The sequence below is a fragment of the Candidatus Palauibacter soopunensis genome (assembly GCF_947581735.1).
Taxonomy (GTDB): Bacteria; Gemmatimonadota; Gemmatimonadetes; order Palauibacterales; family Palauibacteraceae; genus Palauibacter; species Palauibacter soopunensis.
Map to the genome: position 1 here is coordinate 14,772 of NZ_CANPVT010000054.1, position 22,961 is coordinate 37,732.

17 protein-coding genes and 1 tRNA gene are annotated in these 22,961 nt (G+C 68.0%); 12 read left to right on the forward strand and 6 right to left on the reverse strand.

Features of this window, described 5'->3' with window-relative positions; all coding sequences use genetic code 11:
- Position 1: 1 nt before the first annotated feature.
- Positions 2–2,410 carry an aldehyde dehydrogenase family protein gene (locus RN901_RS14865; RefSeq protein WP_310759087.1) on the reverse strand — a complete coding sequence of 803 codons (2,409 nt, stop codon included), beginning with the start codon at positions 2,408–2,410 and terminating at the stop codon, positions 2–4.
- Positions 2,411–2,438: 28 nt separating this feature from the next.
- Positions 2,439–3,389, reverse strand: a complete 951-nt coding sequence (gene deoC / locus RN901_RS14870) for a deoxyribose-phosphate aldolase (RefSeq protein WP_310759088.1) — start codon at positions 3,387–3,389, stop codon at positions 2,439–2,441.
- 213 nt (positions 3,390–3,602) lie between these two features.
- On the opposite strand from deoC, the gene katG reads away from it, so the two are divergent.
- Entirely contained in the window at positions 3,603–5,726 is a 2,124-nt protein-coding gene (katG, locus tag RN901_RS14875) for a catalase/peroxidase HPI (protein WP_310759089.1), read from the forward strand.
- A 22-nt stretch (positions 5,727–5,748) separates the two neighbouring features.
- Here the strand turns inward: katG and RN901_RS14880 are convergent, their stop codons facing one another.
- The gene (locus tag RN901_RS14880; RefSeq protein ID WP_310759090.1) at positions 5,749–6,618 is read right to left on the reverse strand and encodes a purine-nucleoside phosphorylase; all 870 of its coding nucleotides are present in this window, start codon (positions 6,616–6,618) and stop codon (positions 5,749–5,751) included.
- The gene (locus RN901_RS14885; protein WP_310759091.1) at positions 6,615–8,066 is read right to left on the reverse strand and encodes a nucleoside transporter C-terminal domain-containing protein; all 1,452 of its coding nucleotides are present in this window, start codon (positions 8,064–8,066) and stop codon (positions 6,615–6,617) included. Before RN901_RS14885 ends, RN901_RS14880 begins: the two co-directional genes overlap by 4 nt.
- Before the next feature lie 300 nt (positions 8,067–8,366).
- Here RN901_RS14885 and dnaK point away from each other — a divergent pair, with 300 nt between their 5' ends.
- The 10 genes from dnaK (at position 8,367) to RN901_RS14935 (ending at position 19,531) form a co-directional block, all read left to right on the forward strand.
- Complete coding sequence (dnaK, locus tag RN901_RS14890) at positions 8,367–10,313, forward strand: molecular chaperone DnaK (protein WP_310759092.1); 1,947 nt, start codon at positions 8,367–8,369, stop codon at positions 10,311–10,313.
- Between the two features lie 211 nt (positions 10,314–10,524).
- Complete coding sequence (locus RN901_RS14895; protein ID WP_310759093.1) at positions 10,525–12,132, forward strand: trypsin-like peptidase domain-containing protein; 1,608 nt, start codon at positions 10,525–10,527, stop codon at positions 12,130–12,132.
- Between the two features lie 102 nt (positions 12,133–12,234).
- A tRNA-Leu gene (locus tag RN901_RS14900) sits at positions 12,235–12,317 on the forward strand.
- Positions 12,318–12,384: 67 nt separating this feature from the next.
- Complete coding sequence (gene tig / locus RN901_RS14905; RefSeq protein ID WP_310759094.1) at positions 12,385–13,656, forward strand: trigger factor; 1,272 nt, start codon at positions 12,385–12,387, stop codon at positions 13,654–13,656.
- 28 nt (positions 13,657–13,684) lie between these two features.
- Positions 13,685–14,320, forward strand: coding sequence for an ATP-dependent Clp protease proteolytic subunit (locus RN901_RS14910; protein ID WP_345782406.1), 636 nt, complete (start codon positions 13,685–13,687; stop codon positions 14,318–14,320).
- 36 nt (positions 14,321–14,356) lie between these two features.
- Positions 14,357–15,604 (forward strand): ATP-dependent Clp protease ATP-binding subunit ClpX, encoded by a 1,248-nt coding sequence (clpX, locus tag RN901_RS14915; RefSeq protein WP_310759095.1) that lies wholly within the window; start codon positions 14,357–14,359, stop codon positions 15,602–15,604.
- A 7-nt stretch (positions 15,605–15,611) separates the two neighbouring features.
- Entirely contained in the window at positions 15,612–16,232 is a 621-nt protein-coding gene (gene yihA, locus RN901_RS14920; protein ID WP_310759096.1) for a ribosome biogenesis GTP-binding protein YihA/YsxC, read from the forward strand.
- Positions 16,233–16,283: 51 nt separating this feature from the next.
- The gene (locus tag RN901_RS14925) at positions 16,284–17,480 is read left to right on the forward strand and encodes a DUF1214 domain-containing protein (RefSeq protein ID WP_310759097.1); all 1,197 of its coding nucleotides are present in this window, start codon (positions 16,284–16,286) and stop codon (positions 17,478–17,480) included.
- A gap of 20 nt (positions 17,481–17,500) precedes the next feature.
- Entirely contained in the window at positions 17,501–18,745 is a 1,245-nt protein-coding gene (locus RN901_RS14930; RefSeq protein WP_310759098.1) for a sulfotransferase, read from the forward strand.
- A 3-nt stretch (positions 18,746–18,748) separates the two neighbouring features.
- The gene (locus RN901_RS14935; RefSeq protein WP_310759099.1) at positions 18,749–19,531 is read left to right on the forward strand and encodes an SDR family NAD(P)-dependent oxidoreductase; all 783 of its coding nucleotides are present in this window, start codon (positions 18,749–18,751) and stop codon (positions 19,529–19,531) included.
- A gap of 143 nt (positions 19,532–19,674) precedes the next feature.
- Here the strand turns inward: RN901_RS14935 and RN901_RS14940 are convergent, their stop codons facing one another.
- Together RN901_RS14940 and RN901_RS14945 are read right to left on the reverse strand one after the other, a co-directional pair.
- Positions 19,675–20,175 (reverse strand): PEGA domain-containing protein, encoded by a 501-nt coding sequence (locus tag RN901_RS14940; RefSeq protein WP_310759100.1) that lies wholly within the window; start codon positions 20,173–20,175, stop codon positions 19,675–19,677.
- An 829-nt stretch (positions 20,176–21,004) separates the two neighbouring features.
- Positions 21,005–21,295 carry a hypothetical protein gene (locus tag RN901_RS14945; RefSeq protein ID WP_310759101.1) on the reverse strand — a complete coding sequence of 97 codons (291 nt, stop codon included), beginning with the start codon at positions 21,293–21,295 and terminating at the stop codon, positions 21,005–21,007.
- 356 nt (positions 21,296–21,651) lie between these two features.
- Between RN901_RS14945 and RN901_RS14950 the strand changes: the two genes are divergently transcribed.
- Positions 21,652–22,812 (forward strand): tyrosine-type recombinase/integrase, encoded by a 1,161-nt coding sequence (locus RN901_RS14950; protein ID WP_310759102.1) that lies wholly within the window; start codon positions 21,652–21,654, stop codon positions 22,810–22,812.
- The last annotated feature ends 149 nt before the right edge of the window (positions 22,813–22,961 follow it).

The following is a 22,961-nucleotide window of genomic DNA, read 5'->3' on the forward strand; positions in this document are numbered from 1 at the left end:
GCTACTCCCCGTACGGGACCCAGATGTTCTTGATCTGGGAGGCGCGCCGGAGGAACTCGCGCCCCTCGCCGCCGGGACCGAACCAATCCGGCCCCCGAGCGGCCTTCGTCCAGGTGCGCTTCAGATTGGAGGCGGAGCGGCGCTCCACGTCGGCGGCCCCGTCGTCCGCCCCGAAGTACCACATCCCATCCACCGCATCATGGCCGGCGAGGGTGGGCCGCAGTTCCTCCTCGAGGCCCGTAAGGATGTTGACGACCCCTGCCGGCACGTCCGAGGTCTCGAGCACCTGGTAGAAGTCGGTGGCCAGGAGAGGCCAACGCTCCGAGGCGACGGCAACGACGGAATTCCCGAGGGCAACGGGTGGGATCACGCTGGAGATGAAACCGAGCAGCGCAGGTTCCCGCGGGCAGATCACCGCCATCACGCCCAGCGGCTCGGGCATGGCGAGGGTGACGTTGCGGAAGGGGGTCCGGTGGACGGCCCCATCCCACTTGTCCGCCCACGCCGCCCAGGTGAAGAGGCGCCGCACGGACGCTTCCACCTCGCGCGCCGCCGCCCGCTCATCGCAGCCCGTGAGCGCGCACAGCCGGTCCTCGAAGGCCCCCCGGCGCGCGTCGAGGTTTTCGCCCGCGTAGTACAGGATCTGCGCCCTCAGGTGGGCCGTCGTACGCGCCCAGTCCGTGGTGAGTGCCGCCTCCACCGCGTTGCGCGCGTCCTTCCGGTTTCCGCGGGCGACTTCCCCCGCGGCGCGGCCCTGGTGGTCCTGGACCTCGAGGCTGTAGCCGCCGTCCGGCCGCGCCTGCCGGCCACCGATGTAGAGCTTCGCCGTCCGGTCGACCGCGGGCAGCCGCGCGGGGGCGTCGGCCTTCTTGCGGGCGTCTCCCCGCTCGTCGCGCTTCGCCGTCTGCGATTCCTCCTCACCGGGGTCCGGCCCCGCCGGCGCGGGGTGCCGGCGGACATACTCCCAGAGCCCTTCCCGGCCGCCCTCGCGCCCGAACCCGCTTTCACGATAGCCGCCGAACCCCGAGGCGGCATCGAACACGTTCGTGCAGTTGATCCACACCGTCCCGGCCTTGATCTGCGAGGCGATGTCGAGGGCGAGGTTCACGTTTTCGGTCCATACGCTCGCCGCGAGGCCGTAGCGCGTGTTGTTCGCGAGCGCGACCGCCTCCGCGGGGGTGCGGAACGTCATCTGAACCACGACGGGACCGAAGATCTCGACCTGGGCGATCCGCGCGGCCGGCGACACGTCGGTGCACAGGGTCGGCGGGTAGAACCAGCCGTCCCGGGGGACGCTCCAGGAAGGCTGCCAGATCGTGGCGCCCTCCTCGCGTCCCTCTTCGACGAGCGACTCGATCTTCTTCAACTGCACCGGCGCGATGATCGCTCCGATGTCGACGCCCTTGTCGAGCGGAGCCCCCATGCGGAGCGTCTCCATGCGGGCGCGCAGGCGGTCGGCGAGCGCGTCGGCGATCCCTTCGTGGGCAAGGATCCGGGAGCCGGCGCAGCACACCTGGCCCTGGTTGAACCAGATCGCGTCGACGACGCCCTCGACCACGCTGTCGAGGTCCGCGTCGTCGAAAACGAGGAAGGGCGATTTCCCGCCGAGTTCCAGCGAGATCTTCTTGCCGGTCCCCGCCGTCGTCTCGCGGATGAGGCGTCCGACCTCCGTCGAGCCCGTAAAGGCGATCTTGTCGACGTCCGGATGTTCGACGATCGCGGCGCCCGTGTGGCCATCCCCGGTCACGATGTTCACGACGCCCGGCGGAAGGTCGATCTCGTGGCAGAGTTCCGCGAACCGGAGCGCGGTCAGCGACGTGAACTCGGCGGGCTTGAGGACGACGGTGTTCCCGGTCGCGAGAGCGGGCGCGATCTTCCACGCGAGCATGAGCAGCGGGAAGTTCCAGGGGATGATCTGGCCCGCGACGCCAAGCGGCTCGCAGTCGGCGAGTTCGGCGTCCATGAGCTGGGCCCAGCCCGCATGGTGATAGAAGTGCCGCGCGACGAGCGGAATGTCGATGTCGCGCGATTCGCGGATGGGCTTCCCGTTGTCGAGCGTCTCGAGCGTCGCGAAGAGCCGGGAGTGCTTCTGCAGGTGACGGGCGATCGCGTACAGGTAGCGCGCCCGGCCGTGTCCCCCGAGATCCCGCCAGGTCGCCTGGGCCGCCCGTGCCGCCGCCACGGCGCGGTCCACATCGCCGGGGCTGCCCTGCGCGATCTCGCCCAGTGGCTCTTCGTTGCTCGGATCGAAGGTCGCGAAGAACTCGCCGTCCGCAGGTTCGCGCCAGGCACCGCCGAAGTAGTGCCCGAAGCGGGGACCCCGTTCCTCGATCCACGCGCGCGCCTCGTCCGCGACCTCCGGAGCGGGACCGTACTCCATCGTCTCGAACAGTTCCGCGATCTTCGGCATCTCCCTCAACCCCCTCTCAACCCGACCCTCACCCCAGCGGGTGCCGGTGGTAGGCGGAATACCGCCCCGTCGCCCGGTGCTCCAACTGGCGTTCGATGTCCGCGAGCAGCGAACTCGCGCCGAAGCGGAACAGCGACCGGTCGAGCCATGTCCCGCCCAGTTCTTCCTTCACGAGAATCAGCCACTCCAGCGCCTGCTTCGCCTTCCCGACGCCGCCGGCCGGCTTCAGCCCCACCTGGAAGCCGGAGAGTTGCCGGTAGGCGCGGATCGCGCGCGCCATCACGAGTCCGACCGGGAGCGTCGCGTTGACCTTCTCCTTGCCGGTCGAAGTCTTGATGAAGTCGGCTCCGGCCATCATGCAGGTCCAGCTCGCGCGGGCGACGTTGCGCAGGCTCCCGAGTTCACCCGTGGCCATGATCGTCTTCAGGTGGGCGTCGCCGCAGGCCTCGCGGAAGGCGCGGACCTCGTCGTACAGCGCCTCCCAGTCGCCGGTGAGCACGTTGCGGCGGGTGATGACGATGTCGATCTCGCGCGCCCCGGCCTCGACCGCTTCGTGGATCTCCTCGACCCGCTGCGCGAACGGCGTGAGCCCGGCGGGAAAGCCGGCGGCGACCGCGCACACCGGGATGTCGTCGCCGGCGAGCGCTTCCACGACGGCGGGAACCATCGTCGGATACACACAGACGGAGGCCACCCGGAGGCCGAGATCTTCCGCCCCCAGCGCGCGGAGGAGGTCGGGACGTACGGGCTGGCGGGCCTTGGCGGCGAGGCGAGCCACCCGCCCCGGGGTGTCGTCGCCGGCGAGCGTCGTGAGGTCGATCATCGTCACGGCGCGGAGGAGCCAGGCGGCCTGCCACTCCTTCTTGATGCTGCGGCGCTTCCCCAGCGTGGCGGCCCGGCGCTCGATCGCGCTGCGGTTCGCCGCCTGCCCCCGGATCAGATCGAGGTCGAGCGGCGTTCCGGCATTGCGCCCTCGCATTGGAACGACGTCGGGTTCCGATGATCGCTGTAAGAGGCCCATGGGTAGAATATCGTTCGGACGCCGGACTCAGGCGAATGTACCTTCCGCCTGGAGGACGGTGCGGTCCACGACGAGGCGCCGGCGGATTTCTTGACGCTCGGCCGCCTCCGGGCCGAAGCTGTTGCCCGGACACCCTGAGAGAACCTGACGATTGACCATCTGGAGAATCCCATGACGACGAATGAAACCTGGTGGCCGAATCAGCTGAGCCTGAAGGCCCTTCGGCAGAACTCGCCCGCGTCGGACCCGATGGGCGGGGACTTCAACTACTCCGAGGCGTTCAAGAACGTCGACGTCGAGGAACTGAAGCGGGACGTCGAGGAGGTGATGACGACCTCGCAGGACTGGTGGCCGGCGGACTACGGCCACTACGGGCCGCTCTTCATCCGCATGACGTGGCATGCCGCGGGCACGTACCGCATCACGGACGGCCGCGGCGGCGGCGGCTCGGGCTACCAGCGCTTCGCGCCGCTGAACAGCTGGCCGGACAACGGGAACCTGGACAAGGCGCGCCGCCTGCTGTGGCCGGTGAAGCAGAAGTACGGCCGCAACCTGTCGTGGGCCGATCTCATCATCTTCGCGGGCAACTGCGCGCTGGAGTCGATGGGGTTCCGGACGTTCGGCTTCGCCTTCGGCCGCCCGGACGTGTGGGAGGCCGACGAGACGGACTGGGGATCGGAAACCGAGTGGCTCGGGGACGAACGCCACAACGAGGAAGGGGAACTGCAGGAAGGGCTCGGCGCCGACCACATGGGGCTCATCTACGTGAACCCGGAGGGGCCGGGCGGGCACCCGGACCCCGCGGCGGCGGCGAAGTTCATCCGCACGACCTTCGCCCGCATGGCGATGAACGATGAGGAGACGGTCGCGCTCATCGCCGGCGGCCACACCTTCGGCAAGGCGCACGGCGCCGGCCCCGAATCCCACGTCGGTACCGAGCCGGAGGGCGCCGACCTCGAGGCACAGGGCTTCGGCTGGCACAGCAGCTACGGCAGCGGGAAGGCCGGCGACACGATCACGAGCGGCCTGGAAGGCGCCTGGACGACCGAGCCCACGCGGTGGGACAACAACTTCATGGAGAACCTGCACGACCACGAGTGGGAGCTGACGAAGAGCCCCGCGGGCAAGTCGCAGTACACGCCGGTCAACGCTTCCGAAGTGGCCACCGTGCCGGACGCGCACGACCCGTCGAAGAAGCACGCCCCGATGATGCTCACGACGGACCTCTCCCTGCGCGAGGATCCCGTGTACGCGCCGATCTCGAAGCGCTTCCTCGAGAACCCGGCAGACCTCGCGGACGCCTTCGCCAAGGCGTGGTTCAAACTGCTCCACCGCGACATGGGGCCGCGCAGCCGGTATCTCGGACCGCTGGTCCCGGCGGAGCCGCAGTTGTGGCAGGATCCCGTGCCCGCTGTCGACCACGAGCTGATCGATGAGCAGGATGTCGCAGATCTCAAGGCCCGGGTCCTCGCTTCCGGCCTGTCGGTTTCCCGGCTGGTCGCGACGGCCTGGGCGTCGGCGGCCTCGTTCCGCGGCACCGACAAGCGCGGCGGCGCGAACGGCGCCCGCGTCCGCCTGGCGCCGCAAAAGGACTGGGAGGCGAACGATCCGGCCAAACTTGCAGGGGCGCTGCAAACGCTGGAAGGGATCCAGGCGGAGTTCAACGCCGCGCAGAGCGGAGGCAAGCGGGTCTCCCTCGCCGACCTCATCGTCCTCGCCGGGTGCGCGGGCGTCGAGCAGGCGGCGCGCGATGCCGGGCACGACGTGCAGGTGCCGTTCGCGCCGGGGCGCACGGACGCGTCGGAGGAGTGGACGGACGCGGAGTCGTTCGCCGTGCTCGAGCCCGCGGCGGACGGGTTCCGCAACTACGCGAAGGCCGGAAACGGAGCGTCCGCGGCCGGGCAGCTCGTGGAGCGGGCCTGCCTGCTCACGTTGACCGCGCCCGAGATGACCGCGCTGGTCGGCGGCATGCGCGTCCTCAACGCGAACACCGGAGGGTCCGCGCACGGCGTGTTCACGGACCGGCCCGGAGCGCTGACGAACGACTTCTTCGTGAACCTGCTCGACATGAGCACGGAGTGGCGGGCGTCATCCGATGGCGCCTTCGAGGGCCGCGACGCGGCCGGCGACATCCGGTGGACCGCCACCGAGGTGGACCTGGTGTTCGGCTCGAACTCCGAACTCCGGGCGCTCGCGGAAGTCTACGGGTGCGACGACGGGCAGGAGGCGTTCATACACGACTTCGTCGGCGCCTGGAACAAGGTGATGAACCTCGACCGCTACGATCTCGCCTGATCGCAGCGTCGCGGCGACCGCGCTAGCGCGTCGGGGCCGCGGGCCCGGGACAGCGGGCGGCGGAGAGCTCGACGAGGCGCTGGAAGCCGGCCTGGGCGAGTTTCGTCGTCTCGAGGACTTCCTCGTGGTTCAGCGGTTCGTCGAGGACCCCGGCCGCGTAGTTCGTGAGGCAGGAGACGGCGACGCAGCGGATGCCGAGGGCGCGGGCCGCGATGACCTCCGGCACGGTGGACATGCCGACGGCGTCCGCGCCGAGCGCCCGCAGCATGCGGATCTCGGCCGGGGTCTCGAAGGCGGGGCCGTGCATCGCCGCGTAGACGCCCTCGTGGAGCGTCTGGCCCAGCTCGGACGCGGTCCCGCGCACGATCGTCCGTAGTTCCCGGTCGTAGGCGAAGGTCAGGTCGGGGAAGCGATTCTCCGTCCCCACCACAGGGCCGATAAGCGGGCTCGTGCCGGTCAGGTTGAGGTGGTCGGAGACCAGCATGAGTTCGCCGGGGTGCCAGCCCTCCCGGATCGCCCCGGCCGCGTTCGAGAGGAAGAGGACCGGGATGCCGAGCGCCGCCGCGACGCGCACGTAGAAAACGACGCGCTCCGGCGGGCCGCCCTCGTAGAGATGGACGCGTCCGCTGAGGCCCAGGACGGGCCGACCGCCGAGCGTCCCGATGAGCGCGTGGCCGGCGTGGCCGATGACCGTGGGACGGGGCCAGCCGGGAAGATCCTCGTAGGGCACCCGCACCGGATCCTCGATCTCTTCCCCGAGGCCGCCGAGCCCCGAGCCCATCGTGATCGCGACATGCGGCGCGTCGCCGTCCAGCCGGTCCCCAATGCGGGCTCGCAGCGCCGCGGCCGCCGCGTCGACGCCGACCTGGATGTCCGCGGCCGCGCGGGTCACGCGAGGACTCCGGCCAGCGTCGCCGTCATCCACGTCGCAACCGTCCCCCCGAGCATCGCCCGCAGGCCGAGTTTCGACAGATCCTCACGGCGGCCCGGGGCGATCCCCCCGATGCCCCCGATCTGGATCGCGATGGAGCTGAAGTTCGCGAAACCCGTCAGCGCGTACGTGCACATGATGAGCGACTTGTTCGAGAGTTGAAGGTCGCCGGCGAGCCCGGCCCCGAGGTTCGTGAAGGCGAGGAACTCGTTCGCGACCATCTTCACCCCGAACAGCGTCCCGACCTCGACCGCGTCGGCCCACGGCACGCCGATGAGCCAGGCCACGGGGGCGAAGACCCAGCCGAAGATCCGCTCGAGCGTGATTCCCTCCACGCCGAACAGTCCGGTCACCCAGCCGATGACGCCGTTCCCCAGGGCGATGATGGCGAGGAAGGCGAGGAGCATCGCCCCTACGTTCAGGGCGAGCTTCAGCCCGTCTCCCGCCCCTCCGGCCGCCGCGTCGATCACGTTCGCGTGCGCCTGCGGCGGGTCGATGTCGAGCGTGCCGCGCGTCTCGGGCACTTGCGTCTCGGGCATCAGCATCTTGCTCACCACGATCCCCGCCGGCGCCGCCATGATGCTCGCCGCGAGCAAGTGCCCCGCAATGCCCGGGAACACCCCCACGAGGATCGCCACGTACGCGGCGAGCGCGCCGCCCGCCACGGTCGCGAAGCCCCCCGTCATCACCGTATTGAGTTCGGACATCGTCATCCGGTCCACGAAGGGCCGGATGAGGAGGGGCGCCTCCGTCTGGCCGACGAAGATGTTGCCGGCGGCCGAGGTCGTCTCCGCGCCGCTCGTCCCCAGCGTGCGCTGCATCGCCCAGGCGACGCCTCGCACGACCCGCTGCATGAACCCCAGGTGATACGCGAGGGCCATGAGGGAAGAGAAGAAGATGATCGTGGGCAGGACGCTGAAGGCAAAATTCGCCCCGATGTTCACGACGCCGCCCGCGCCCCCGTCGACCGGAGTCCCGAAGTCCACGAGCGACCCGAAAACGAAGCGCGATCCCGCGTTGGTGTACCCGATGAGCGCGACGAATACGTCGTTGACGGCGCTGAAGAAGGTGTGGCCGACGCCCGACTTGAGGACGAGGAGCGCGAAGGCGATCTGCAGCCCGAGCCCCTTGACGACGAGCGGCCACGAGATCGACTTCCGGTGCGCGGAGCAAAGCCACACGGTCGTGAGCAGGAACGCGATCCCGAGCAGACCCCGCGCCAGGCGGGAGAGGAACGGCTCGTCGATCGCGCCACCCACCCCCTCGAGTCCCTGTGCCGCCAGCGGCGCGGCGCCCGCGGCCAGGCCGACGCCCAGCACGGTGACCACGGTGAGGAGCAGCCAACCCTCCCGCGGCATCGCCGAGGGCGCCGCGGCTGCGGAGCGGGAAGGGTCGCGACGCTGGGACATCGGCGCACTCCGGCTGAGGGTTCGGGGCGACGGGAGCCCGGAGAACATACCCCGTCGCGTGTTCCACGCCACAACCCCGCCCCTTTTCATGCCACTTTGGCACCCCGGACCGGGACGCGGCTCGCCCAAGTGCCATTTTGTCGGAAAAGACGGCGCACAGGCGGCCCGGGACGCGGCACGGCGATTGCAACGTGTTTCTGCGTTCGCGGGCGGGCGCCGGAAGCGGGGCGCCGCTCCGCGCGACTCGGCCTGGGATGGAACCAGCGGAAACAGCGGACAAGCACAAGCCAAGGAAAAGCAATGGGCAAGATCATCGGAATCGATCTCGGGACGACGAACTCGGTCGTCGCCGTAATGGAAGGTGGAGACCCCGTCGTCATCCCGAGCGCGGAGGGCGCGCGCACCACGCCCTCGGTGGTCGCCTTCACGAAGGAGGGAGAGCGGCTCGTCGGGCAGGTCGCCAAGCGGCAGGCCGTCACGAACCCGCTCAACACCGTCGCCTCGATCAAGCGCTTCATGGGCCGCAAGCGGTCCGAGGTGGGCGAGGAGATGAAGCTCGTCACCTACGACATCCAGGGTGACAACCAGGACCGCGTCCAGGTGCGGATTGCGCACGCGGACAAGACCTTCACGCCGCCCGAACTCTCGGCCATGGTGCTGCAGAAGATGAAGCAGACGGCCGAGGATTACCTGGGCCAGGAGGTGACGGAGGCGGTGATCACGGTTCCGGCCTACTTCAACGACGCCCAGCGCCAGGCGACGAAGGACGCGGGCCGCGTGGCCGGTCTCACCGTCCGCCGGATCATCAACGAGCCGACGGCCGCGGCGCTCGCCTACGGCCTCGACAAGAAGTCGGACGAGAAGATCGCGGTGTTCGACCTCGGCGGCGGCACCTACGACATCTCCGTGCTCGAACTCGGGGACGGCGTGTTCGAGGTGAAGGCCACCAACGGCGACACGCACCTCGGCGGAGACGACTTCGACCAGCGCCTCATCAACTGGCTCGTCGACGAGTTCAAGAAGGACCAGGGGATCGATCTCTCGGCCGACCCGATGGCCCTGCAGCGCCTCAAGGAGGCGGCGGAAAAGGCGAAGATCGAGCTCAGTTCGACGATGCAGACCGACATCAACCTCCCCTTCATCACAGCGGATGCGTCGGGGCCCAAGCACCTCAACCTCGCCCTCACGCGGGCGAAGTTCGAGCAGTTGGTCGACGACCTGATCCAGCGCACGATTCCGCCGATGGAGAAGGCGCTGGCGGACGCCGGTCTCTCGGTCGATCAGATCGACGAAGTCATTCTCGTCGGTGGCTCGACCCGGATCCCCAAGATCCAGGAAGTCGTGAAGGATTTCTTCGGCCAGGACCCGCACAAGGGCGTGAACCCGGACGAGGTCGTGGGCATCGGGGCCGCGATCCAGGGCGGCGTGCTCGGCGGCGACGTAAAGGACGTCCTCCTCCTCGACGTCACGCCGCTCTCCCTCGGGATCGAGACGCTGGGTGGGGTCATGACGTCGCTCATCGAGCGCAACACGACGATCCCCACGAAGAAGTCGGAGATCTTCTCGACCGCGGAGGACAACCAGAACACGGTCGACATCCACGTCCTCCAGGGCGAGCGGAAGATGGCGAGCGGCAACAAGACGATCGGCCGCTTCCAGCTCACGGGCATTCCGCCCGCGCCGCGCGGCGTGCCCCAGGTCGAGGTCACCTTCGACATCGACGCGAACGGCATTCTGCACGTGAGCGCCAGGGACAAGGCGACGGGCAAGGAGCAGAAGATTCGCATCGAGGCGTCTTCGGGGCTCTCCGACGCCGAGATCGAGAGCATGGTGAGGGACGCGGAATCGCACGCGGCCGAGGACCAGGAGCGGCGCGAGACCGTCGAGTCCCGCAACCGGCTGGACTCGCTCGTGTACCAGACCGAGAAGAACCTCGAGGACTGGAAGGAGTCGCTCGACGACGCGGACCGGTCCACGATCGAGGAGACGCTGGAGCGGGGGCGGGCCGCGCTCAAGCAGGACGACACGGAGGAAGTGGCGGCGGCGACCACGGCCATCCAGGAAGCGGTCGGCGCGGCGGCGCAGAAGATGTACGCCGCGGCCGGGATGGGAGCCGACGCCACCCCGGGCGACATGCCGGGCGACGGCGACGGAGAGGCCGAAGTCGAGGTGGAAGCGGACGACGCCGAGGAAGAGGAGGTCGTCGAGGCGGATTACGAGATCGTCGAGGAGTCCGACGACAAGTAGCCCGCCGCCGGCAACGTCTCACCGCGCGACCCGGGAGCCCGCACGACGGGCAACCCCGGGTCGCGCGCCGTTCATCCCATGGTTCGGCGTTCGGGCGTGACGGACCCGGTGTGGTCACCGTCATTGGCCCGAGTTGGAGAAACGCCGATTCGGTCTGCTATATTCGTACTTCGGCCGTCAGGTGATACGGCCGGGAGAGGGAGATAGAGGGATGAGCGATTCGCTGCGTACTCGACTGAACCTGCTGATCGCGACGGCGATCGCGTTCGCGTTCGGCGTAGGGCTGGCTTCGGTTCTGGACCTGACCCCGGTTTCGATCGCGGCGGACAGCAACCGGGACGCGGGGTGGGTGGACGGAGCCCCCGCGGGCGCCGAGATGACGATGGAGGACGGCTTCGCCAACGTGGCGCAGCGCGTGGCTCCCGCGGTCGTAACGATCTACCTGACGGCGGAGCGGGAGACCTCTCCGAACGCGTCCCCGTTCCCGCCGGGGTTCGAGCCACCGCCGGGGTTCGAGTTCCCGCCCGGGTTCGAGTTCCCACCCGATTCCGAACAGGACCGCGAGGAAGAGCGGCGGCCGCAGACGGTCGAGTGGAGCGGATCCGGCTTCATCGTCTCGGAGGCCGGCTACGTGGTGACGAACAACCACGTGGTCGCGGGCGCGGAACGCATCGACATCGAACTCCACGACGGACGAGTGTTCGACGACGTGGAACTCGTGGGCCGCGATCCGCAGACCGACGTGGCGCTGCTGAGGCTCGAGGTGGACGACATCGCCGTCCTTCCCATCGGCTCCAGTGACGAGACCGCCGTAGGCGAGTGGGTGCTCGCCATCGGAAGCCCCGGCTTCCGCACGGCGCCCGGACCGCTGCTGTCGTCCGTGACGGCGGGGATCGTCTCCGCCAAGGGGCGCAACATCTCCATCCTCCGGCAGCGCAGCCCGCTCGCGATCGAGGACTTCATCCAGACGGATGCGGTCATCAACCGGGGCAACTCGGGCGGGCCGCTCGTGAATGCGGCGGGCGAGGTGATCGGAATCAACACGGCGATCCTGTCGACGACGGGGAGCTACCAGGGGTACGGCTTCGCGGTCCCGATCGAGCTCGCCCGCGAGGTCGTCGACGATCTGATCGAATTCGGCGAGGTGCGGCGGGCGCTCATCGGCGTCTCGATTACCGATGTCGACGCCGCGGACGCCGCGTTCTACGGTCTGGAGCGCGTCGAGGGCGCGAAGATCCAGACTTTCTCCTTCGACGACAGTCCCGCCATGCTCGCCGGGCTCGAAGGCGGCGATGTCATCGTGGGCGTGGCGGGACAACCCGTCTCCGGCGTTTCGGAACTGCAGCGGCGGATCCGGGCTTTCGAGCCGGGCGAGACCGTGGAACTGGACGTCGTGCGCCGCTCCACACTGGAGCGCGACCGGGCGCGTGTCCGTCTCATCTCGGCGGACGACGACTCGCCGCCGCAGGTCGCGGCACGCTCCGAGCCGACCGAGGCGACCGGCGATGTCCTCGGTCTCGCGGTGAAGGATGACGCCGAAGTCGAAGCCCGGGAACATGCGCGGTACAGGATCGACCCCGGTTTCAAGGGCGTCGTCATCGTCGGCGGAGATCGGAGAGGCGCCGTCGGGCGGCTGCGCCTTCCCGAGGGGACCCTCATCGTCGACATCAACGGCGAGGAGATTGAGGGGCGGGCCGACTACGAGCGCATCATCTCCGGGCTGGGGCCCGGCGATGCGCTGAGCGTGCATCTCGATCTCCTGCTGGGCGACGGGAGTCGACAGGACGCGTTCCGGAGCGTCGTGATCCCGGAACGCTGAGCCGCGGGGCGCCGGCGGAGCGGGGTTCTGCTTGCCCACGTTCCAGCCGGTGCCGAGATTCCCGGCCGATCCCGGCGCTGCGTTCGACCTGGCGGGGTTCGCGCGAAAGTGGCGGAATTGGCAGACGCGCCAGCCTTAGGAGCTGGTGGCCCTTGGCCGTGGGGGTTCGAGTCCCCCCTTTCGCACTTCGTGCCGTGACACTGCCGTTGACCCGTGCGGGGACACGAACACACGAGCGGGAGCCATACGACCTTGAGCGCAGCCGATTCACAAGCCGCCGCGACAGATCCGTTCGACGTCGAGATCAAGCGAGAGAACGACTACCTGCGGCGCCTCGACGTGTCCGTGGACCCCGCGCAGGTGGCGGCGACGCGCCGCCGGGAAGCCGCCAGGCTCCGGAAGACGACCCGCATCAAGGGATTCCGGAAGGGGAAGGTCCCGGTGCGGATCGTCGAGGAACGCTACGGTCCCCTCATCGACGAACGGACGGTCGACGCGCTCGTCAACCGGGCGTTTCGGGACGCCGTGCAGCGGCACGACCTCTCCACCGTTGGGGAACCCGTGGTCAGCGAACTGGATTACCGGCCCGGGGAGCGGCTCTCGTTTCGCATCGACGTGGAGGTGATGCCGGCGATCGAGCTTGCGCGGATCGGAGGATTCCGGGTCAAGCGGCGCGAGGTGGCCGTCGAGGATGCGGACGTCGACGAGGTCATCGAGAACATCCGCAAGGAAAACGCCGTGCTGCAGCCCGTGGACCGGGCGCCGCGGAACGGAGACGTCGTCGCCGTGGCCATCAGGGAACGTGAGGGGGGCGACGGCGCCGCGGAGAAGCCGTATCGGTTCGAGCTGGGCGCGGGGTACGCGATTCCGGATGTCGAGGACGCGATCCTCGCGCTGGCGCCCGGCGAGGAAGGCACATTCACGGTCTCCTACCCGGACGACTTCGGTGCCGCGGAACTCGCGGGAACCACCCGGTCGCTGCGGATCCGTCTCGACGAGGTCCGAACGAGCGAGCTTCCGGACCTCACGGACGAGTTCGCGAGCGAGATCGGAAATTTCGGGACGCTGGCGGAGCTTCGCGAAGCGGTCGAAAAGGAACTCCTCGCGCGGGGTGAACGTCAGGCGGACGAGGAAGTCGGCGAACAACTCCTCGACGCGGTGATCGAAGCAAACGCCTTCGAGGTGCCGCCGAGTCTCACGTCGCGTTATCTTGACCGGGTGATCGACGCCCCCGAGGGAGCGGATCCCGAGCAGGTCGAGGAGGCCCGCAGGTCCGTGGCCCCGCAGGTGGAACGTCAGATCAAGCGGGATCTGGTGCTCGAGCGACTCATCGAGGATCAGGGACTCGATCTGTCGAGCGAGGAATTCGACGAGCGCCTGTCGGAACTGGGGAACGCGCGGGGCAAGAGCCTGGTGGAGATACGCCGGCAGCTCGCGAAGGAGAAGCAGCTCGACCCGCTCCGCCGCCGTTTTGCCATCGACAAGGCGTTCCGGTTTCTGATCGATGGCTCGGACGTGAACTGATTGGCCGCAAACCACGTGAGGGACTGATTTGAGCACGATATTCGCACCGTACGTCATCGAACGGTCGAGCCGCGGGGAACGCACGTACGACATCTTCTCGCGTCTCCTCATGGACCGGATCGTCTTCCTCGGGGCTCCGATCAACGACGATGTGGCGAACGTGGTGATCGCCCAGTTGCTCTTCCTGGAGGCGGACAACCCGGAGCGCGAGATCAACATCTACATCAACTCGCCGGGGGGAAGCGTCCAGGCAGGACTCGCGATCTACGACACGATGCAATTCCTGAACGCGCCCGTGGCGACGATGTGCATGGGGATGGCTGCGTCGATGGGAGCCTTCCTGCTCGCCGCCGGCACGCCCGGCAGGCGGCGTTCGCTGCCGAACGCGCGGATCATGATCCACCAGCCTTCCGGCGGCTCCTATGGGACGGCTGCGGACATCGAGATTCAGGCGAAGGAAATCCTCAACGCCCGCGAGCGGCTGAACCGGATTCTCGCCGAACACACGGGGCAGGATCTCGAGCGGATCGCCGAGGATGTCGACCGCGACCGCTTCATGTCCCCCGAGGAAGCAAAGGATTACGGGCTCATCGACCTCGTGGTCGCGCGTGAGGCGGAGGTTGACGGTAAGAACGGCCGACCCGGCCCCACCGTCGCAAAGTAGCACCGGAGCAACCCGAGGGACCGAGGGGAGGCGACGATGCCGAGCGACAAGCACCTGCGCTGCTCCTTCTGCGGCAAGTCCAAGGACGCCGTCCAGAAGTTCATCTCCGGACCCAACGTCTATATCTGCAACGAGTGCATCGCGCTCTGTAACGAGATCCTCGCCGAAGAAGAGGAACGCGAACAGTGCGGGCGCTTCACGGAGATACCGACGCCGTCGGAAATCAAGGCGACGCTCGACGAGTACGTGATCGGGCAGGAGATGGCGAAGAAGACGCTCTCGGTCGCCGTCTACAATCACTACAAGCGGATCAACCACCGCAGTCTCGTCGACGACGTCGAGATCGAGAAGTCGAACATCCTGCTGCTCGGTCCCACCGGCGTGGGGAAGACGCTGCTCGCGCAGACGCTGGCGCGGATTCTCCAGGTCCCGTTCACGATCGCGGACGCGACGACGCTCACCGAGGCGGGGTACGTGGGGGAGGACGTCGAGAACATCCTCGTCCGGCTCCTGCAGGCGGGCGAATACAACGTGGCGGAGTGCGAGCGCGGCATCGTCTACATCGACGAGATCGACAAGATCGCCCGCAAGTCGGACAACCCGTCGATCACGCGCGACGTCTCCGGCGAGGGCGTGCAGCAGGCGCTGCTCAAGATCCTCGAGGGGACGGTGGCGTCCGTGCCGCCCCAGGGCGGGCGCAAGCATCCGCAGCAGGAGTACATTCAGATCGACACGCGGAACATCCTTTTCATCTGCGGCGGCGCCTTCGACGGGCTCGAGGAGATCATCCAGGAACGGCAGGGACGGCGGCAGATCGGGTTCCGGGATGACTTCATCGCCGGGGGGGTGGCGCCGAACGACGAGGACAACCTTCTCGCGTGCGTCGAACCCGAGGACATGCTCCGCTACGGGCTCATCCCCGAACTCGTCGGGCGGCTGCCGGTGCTCGTTGCGCTGCACAACCTCGACGAGGATGCGCTGGTGGAGATCCTGCAGCGTCCCAAGAACGCGTTGCTCAAGCAGTACACGAAGATGTTCGAACTCGAGGGGGTGGGCCTCACGCTCGACCCGGAGGCGCTGCGCGCGATCGCGTGCAAGACGATCGACCGCGGGACGGGCGCCCGCGGACTGCGCGCCGTGATGGAGTCCATCATGCTCGACGTGATGTTCGACCTGCCGGGGCGGATGGACATCCGCGAGGTCGTCGTCACGCGGGAAACCGTCGAGGAGAGCAACCAGCCGCTCCTCATCCTCGAGCCCGAGGCCAAGCGCAGGGAAGCGTAGCGGGCCTGTGCCGCCGGCTGACAACGTCGTCACGCGCGTCAGGACGGTCGAGTTTGTCGGCGCCGTCGGTGCGGCCGGCCAGAAGCCGCCGCGCGACCTCCCCCAGATCGCGATCGCCGGGCGCTCGAATGTCGGGAAGTCCTCGCTGCTCAACCGGCTCGTGGGGCGGAAAAGCCTCGCGCGAACCTCGAAGCAGCCGGGGCGCACCCGCGAGATCAACTTCTTCCTCGTCGACGACCGCTACATGCTCGTCGATTTGCCGGGCTACGGGTTCGCGAAGGCGCCGAAGACCGTGCGGGAGAAGTGGGGGCGGCTGATCGACGGGTATCTGCGCCGGACCACGAAGCTGCTCGGACTCGTGCTGCTCGTGGACGCGCGCCGCGGACTCACGGACGACGATGAGCGGATGATCGAGTTCCTGGGGGCGACCGGGACGCCGACGCTTTTCGCGCTCACGAAGACGGACAAGCTGAACCGGTCCGGGCGCCGGCGGGCGACGGAGAGGCTGCGCGAGGCGCTCGAACTCGATGCGGACCAGCTGGTCGAAACGTCCGCACGCACCGGCGCCGGCGTCGACACGCTGCGCGAGAGCATCACCGCCCTCCTTGCGGAAGCGGAGACCGGCTAGCCGCTCGAAGCACCGCGCTTCAGGCCACGGGACGGGCAGAGGGGAGACGCGATGAGAAAGTTCGTCATCGGACTGATCGGGCTCTTTCGGCGCCTCTCGCTCGCGGCGCAGAAACTGCGGGGCCGGACGCCTGCGGATACCGCAGCGCAGCGCGTGGTCAGCGGCAAGGCGTGGGACGAATTCTGCGACACGCTGAAGGCGGCGGGGGCCGCGCTGACCTTCCCCGGCGCGCCCCGCGACCCCTTCAACCAGGCGGAGGGATACCGGTATCTCAGCCGCCTGGCCCGCGGGGGGTTCATGGCCTTCGTGGAACACGCCGACCCGCGGGCGCCCGTGCTGCACCGCGTGGCCCACGAGACGGTGAAGCTGGGGAGCGACAACCCCGACAACTACTACCAGACGGCGGCCATTCACGGCGACTTCGAGTACCGGATCTCCGGGCGGCGCAACACGGTGACGTACCTCGGCTTCGGCACGCAGGCCGGCCACTACGGGCAGAGCGGCGGCCTGCCCCCCACCGGTTACATCGAGGCCGGCGAGATGGAGATCGACGAGGCTGGGACCTTCGAACTCATCGTCAGCGGCCGGCGCCACGATGGGAACTGGCTGCCGATGACGGCGGAGAGCCGCACGCTGATCGTGCGCCAGACCTTCCTCGACCGGGAGACCGAGGTGCCGGCCGAACTTCACATCGAGCGTATCGGGTGCGCGGACGATGAGAAGCGGCCCCGACCGCTCACGCCGGAGCAGATCGATGAGGGGCTGAAGTCCGCCGGCACCCTGGTGGCGGGGGCGGCGATGCTGTTCGCGAACTGGGCTCGAGGCTTCCGGAAACACTCGAACACCCTGCCGAGGTTCGATCCGGACGTGTCGCTCCAGGCGGGCGGCGACCCGAACATCGCCTACTACCACAGTCACTGGGCCGTGGAGGACGACGAAGCGCTCGTCATCGAAGCGATGCCGCCCGAGTGCGAGCACTGGAACTTTCAACTGAACAACTACTGGATGGAATCGCTGGACTACCGCTATCACACCATCCACACGAACAAGCACCTCGCGCACCACGAGGAGGACGGTTCCGTACGCCTCGTCGTCTCCCATGAAGATCCCGGGCTCCCGAACTGGCTGGAGACGGCGGGCCATACATCGGGGACGATGTGCTTCCGGTGGATCCGGGCGGTGGAGCACCCGCAGCCGCGAACGCGGCTCGTGAAGCTCTCGGAACTGCGCTCGCTTCGCGAGGCGTAGGCGAGGCGGACGGCAGCCCAGTGCGGACCTCGACGGAGTACCGCAGGCCGTACCGCCCTCTGGCCGTTTCCCTCTTCAACCAGGTGGGGAGGGCGGCCCGGAGGTGCGGCTTCGGCGGCGCCCTGGACGTCGGCCGCATGATCGCCGCCGCGAGGCGACGGACGGGACTCTCGGACTTCGGCGATGAGTGGTTCCTGGAGCCCCTCGAGGTGCTCGTCGAATCGATCAACGCGGAGGCGCGACTGACGGCGCTCGGCGCGACGATTCAGCGCTCCCGGATCGTCTCGGCCCTGGCGATTCGATTGCGCGCGGCACGGTTGCTTCGGGAGCGCCCGGAGATTCTCGACGTGGACCTGGGGCGTATCCTCCTCATCGCGGGCCTGCAGCGCACCGGGACGACGACGCTGCACCGGTTGCTTGCCGCCGACCCCGGGACTCGCGCCCTGCGTGCGTGGGAAGTCCTAAACCCCGTGCCTCTCCGGGACGAAGGGACGGGGGCTCCGCGGCGCCGTATGCGTCAGGCGAAACGCGCCGCGCGGGCGATCGGGTTCCTGGCGCCCGATTTCCGAGCCGTTCACCCCATGGCCTGGGACGCGCCGGAGGAGGACGTCCTTCTGCTCGATCTCTCGTTCATGAGCCAGGCGCCGGAAGCGGCGATGCATGTGCCGAGCTATTCGCGCTGGCTCGAAGCCCGGGACCACACGAAGTGCTACGAGTACATGCTCACGGTGCTGAAAATCCTGCACTGGCAGCGCCCAGGTGACCGCTGGGTGCTCAAGACGCCGCATCACATGGAACACCTCGACGTCATCCTCGATGTCTTCCCCGACGTGTGCGTCATCCAGACGCATCGCGATCCGAAGAAATCGGTGCCGTCGTTCTGCAGTATGGTCGCGCATGGACGCGGCATTTTCAGCGACCATGTGGATCCGGTGGAGATCGGGGCGCACTGGATGAGGAAGATCCGCCGGATGATGGAGCGCTCCATGAGCGTGCGGCGAAGCGCGGACGAGCATGTGTTCGTCGATGTATCATTCTACGACCTGATCGCGGATCCGCTCGGCGAGTTGCGCAGGATATACGGGGCCGCGGGGATCGACTTCACGGAGGCAGCCGCGGACGCCGCGAGAAGCGTCTCCGAACGAAGCGGGAAGGACGGCCACGGGAGGCACGTCTACGCGCCGGCCAGCTTCGGTCTCGACGAGGAGACCATAGACGGATACTCCGAGGCCTACCGCCGCAAATACCGGATACCGGACGAGTGAGACATGCGAGCCACGAACTACAACCGGAAGTTCAGGGCCTTCGCCAGCGGGGTCGTCGATCGTTTCTTCCAACGCCCCGGGCTGAGCCCCGTCCCGGAGGACGTCCGCCTCGACGGAAGGGTGTGCCTCGTGACGGGGGCCAACCGGGGCCTCGGAAGGGCGGTGGCGGTCGACCTGGCAAAACGCGGCGCAGAGGTGCTCATGGCCTGCCGCGGCGGACATCCGGAGGCCGGGGAGGACGTCGGACGGCTCGCCGGTTCCGACGCAGTCGACATGCTTCGCGTGGACCTGGCCGACCTCGACTCCGTGCACGCGCTGTGCGACGGACTCGAACGCGAACGCCGCGAGGTGGACATCCTCGTCCTCAACGCCGGCCTGATGCCGGCGAAGGCACGCAGGTCGGTCCAGGGCTACGAGTTGATGTTCGCGGTTCATTTCCTGGCCAACCGCGTACTGATCGACCGACTGCTGGCGGGCGGCATCCTTCGGCCGGGCGATCGTGATGGAGAGGTCCCAAGAATCGTCTTCATCGTGTCCGAAACGCATCGGGCCGCCGATTCGATCGACTTCGGCGGGTTCGGCGCCTTTACCGACTACGGGCTGAAGGACGGCCTGAAGTACTATGCGTTGAGCAAACTGCACCTGTGCACCTATGCGCAGGAACTGTCGCGCCGACGGATAGCGAGGGGTATAGATTACGGCAGGAAATCATCTAAAGTCATACAGGACTGCATGATCCGCCATCCCTGCCGTTGGTGTTGGACCTTGCTGGACCGGGCCGGATGACCGGAATATCGGACTCGTTTGCCGGGAAATGCCGGGGCTCGCGAACGCATGTCCCGGCACGAGTTTCGACGACAGCGGACCTCCTAGAGTTGTGGAAGACGGTGCGCTGGCCACTCGCCGGACATCCCCCGCCCCGGATGCTCTCAGTGTGATGCGGTTTCCGTGAGCGCAACCCACCCTCTGTGCTCGGCGACCGCTGCCCAATCGGTCGGCTCGGGGCTTCTCCCTTGCTTGGCGTCGCTGGACTTCGGGTCGTCAGCTGAGGGAAGGTTGACATTGCAGGTTCCCTGATCGATGCCCTTCCACTCGCCGGTAGCCGCATCTATGATTACCGGAAGCAACCCACCTAGGATGTCCAGTATGACCCAGCCGGCACCGACCGAAGCCGTGAGTTCGCAGGCGACATCCTGATAGCCTTCCTTTCGGAACACCACGGTGTGGCTCTGGTGGTTGTTCAACTCCAAGGTGATGGGCGTAGTTCCCCGGTTTACGTTGTCGATCCACACCTCGGCGGCGCTTGGATTCGAACCCATGGCAACGCTCTTGGTCCCTGAGTTGAAGAGCGTGGCGCAGCCAGCGATCACAACTGCCGTCATGACAATCATGACGATTCTCCAAGAAAGGATGGTTGGGATCCTCTTCATGTGTGGCTTTCCTTGAATCGGGGGGCGGAGAAGTGACGAAGACGACCTTACAATGCTACCCCCCCCCCCGATTTTTCAACCTCCCGGCCCGTTGCGCGTCTTCCGGGGGCTCGGATGCCACGGCCCCCTGTGCGTTTCATCGAGACGGCGTGAGCGGCTGGCTCGTAGGACCGTCAGGTGCTCAAGCCGGTGGGTGTGGTCTTCTTTCAGCCCGGGGTTGGGAAGGGAACTCAACCCCGGCGGGAGGGACGGGCAGAGTCCGTCCCGGAGGCCGGGGGGACCGGCGCCGAAGCGGTGGAAACGTCGACCACGCCGACCGCCGGTCACTCCGCGGACTCGCCCCGAAGCCGACGGCCTCGACGGGCGGTGATCGGGGGGCCGTCGGGAGGACATCCCCCAGGCGGCCGCCCAGGAGACGTTCGGACCCCGCGAAGGCGGGCGGAACCCCAACCGCGAACGCTGCCGGCGCGGAGTTTTGCCTTGGGGATCGAAGGGGGCGGAGCACCCCTCGCCAGCCCCTTTGTACCCACAAGGGGTAGGCTGGCTTGTCGGCCTTAACATGCGACAAGCCAGCCTTGGGTCGGCCCTCCGAAACGCCTCTCCGGGCACCGCCCGGAACAGCCTAGACGGGGCCGTCGCGGCCAAGCTCCCCGGCCTGCTCGCCGCCGGTCTCACGGACTGCGAGGGCGAGAACGGCGCGCTCCGCCGACCGTCGCATTCCACCCGACCCATACCCCTCGGAGACCCGGGATCGTCGATCCTGCGCGATCCTGTGGCCCGCAGATCTCCCGAAATGCCTCCGTGTCGCCCGATAACGGCTTCCGAACCCTCACGGCTCGATGACCGGCCATGCGCCCCGTGACCACCTCACCCGACCGGCGCGGGGATCGAGCGCGCCGGGAACGCCCTCCGGGACATGGATGACGATGCGGTCTAGGACGGCCTCAACCGCTACCTCCGCCACCTCGCCGAGACGGGGCTCCGCTTCGTATCGGCCCGTCCCGAAGGGATGATCGACGGTCTGTTCCGAGCCGCGTTGCCGGAGCCCGGATTCAGGCTTCGTTCGGCGGAGTCCGTTGCCGATCCGGAGGTGCACATCGACATCGGGGTGCTTGTGCAAGGAAATCGCGCTCGGGCGTGCGAACCGGGAAGTCCGCAACTCGCCGGACGGCTTCGGGTTGCACCGCGGCCTCCGGGACGGTTGCGCCGCGCCGAAACCTGCGGCCGTGGCCGGAGCGACCCCCATCCCTGGACGCTTGGCGTGCCACGGGGGAGGGTTGGGACGTGCACGCCATCCCAACCCTCCGAGGGAGGTCGCTCCGGGCCAGCGATCCCTCCGGGAAGGGGATTCCGCCGACGGGGAACACGACACTCGCCGTCATCGGGGCCGCGGTCCGCGACTGGCGGACACGCCGCTTCCCCGCGACCTTCGGGATAGGCGGATCGTGCAGTCCATCAATCGAGAGGAATCGAACGATGGCACGCACGAAACGAGACCGGCGCTCCTACAGCGCCGGAGAATGGGGCCGGAACCGGGTGAGGGCGTTCCCCGACCCCAAGACCGGCCTGTACCAGTTGGAGTGGCGAGAGGACGGCCGCAGGCTCACCCGGTCGCTCGGGCACCGCGATTGGACCCGAGCAAAGAAGCAGGCCGACGAGGCGGCCGCGGGCTTCGCGGTTCGCGAGTCCAACGGCAAGGCCGAAGCCGAGCCGGAGCCGCTCACGCTGGGATCGCTCTTTGACATCTACGGTGAGGAGGTGACGCCCACCAAGACGAGGCGGGTCCAACACCGGGATAGGGTCACGACGGAGATGTTCCTCCGGTTCTTTGGACGGGACCGGAGTCCCGAGACGCTCTCTCAGCGCGATTGGGACCGCTTCATCCGCGAGCGCCGGGCGGGAAGGATCGGGTCGAGCGGGGAGCCCGTTTCCAATCGGACCATCGAGTTGGACCTGAAGTTCCTGCTCGCGGTGTTCAACTGGGCGACGAAATCCCGGGACGAGGAGGGAAGGCTCCTTCTCGACTCGAATCCGCTGAGGGGACTGAAGACGCCCAAGCAGAAGAACCCGACCCGGCCCGTCCTCTCCGAGGAGGAGTATCAGGCGATGCTCCGGGTGTCCCGGCAGGTCGGTTGGCGGTTCCATGTCGCCTTGGTGCTCGCGCACGAAACCGGCCACCGGATCGGAGCGATCCGCCAGCTTCGGTGGACCGACATCGACTTCGAGGGCCGGGCGGTGCGGTGGCGCGCGGAGCACGAGAAGACGGGCTATGAGCACGTCACGCCGATGACGGTGGAGGCGGTAACGGTGTTGGAGGAGGCGCGGGAAGCGAACCCCGGGAGCGGGGACAAGCTGATCCTGCCCGCACCGAGGAATCCCTCGGCGAGCATCAGTCCGGGGCGGGTGGCGGCTTGGTGGCGCAAGGCCGAGCGGCTCGCGGGACTGGAGCACGAGCGCGGGCGGGGCTGGCACTCGCTCAGGCGCAAGTTTGCCAGCGACCTCATGGACCTGCCGCTCAAGGTGCTGTGCGAATTGGGAGGCTGGAAGGAGGCCCAGACCGTGCTGCGCTGCTATCAGCAGGCCGACGCGGTACAACTCAGGAAGGCTCTGGACAGCCGCCCGAGGGTCCGAGCCTGACCCAAAGTCAATCGGCGGGAGTCAATCAGCGGGAATTCGACCGTCGAATCCCGTAAGCTCAATGCTCACAAAGACATGTGAATCCAACGGATCATGTCGCGCCGGCTGAACCCGGAGGGAGAGGTGCGGATCGCCGTGAACTCGCTGTG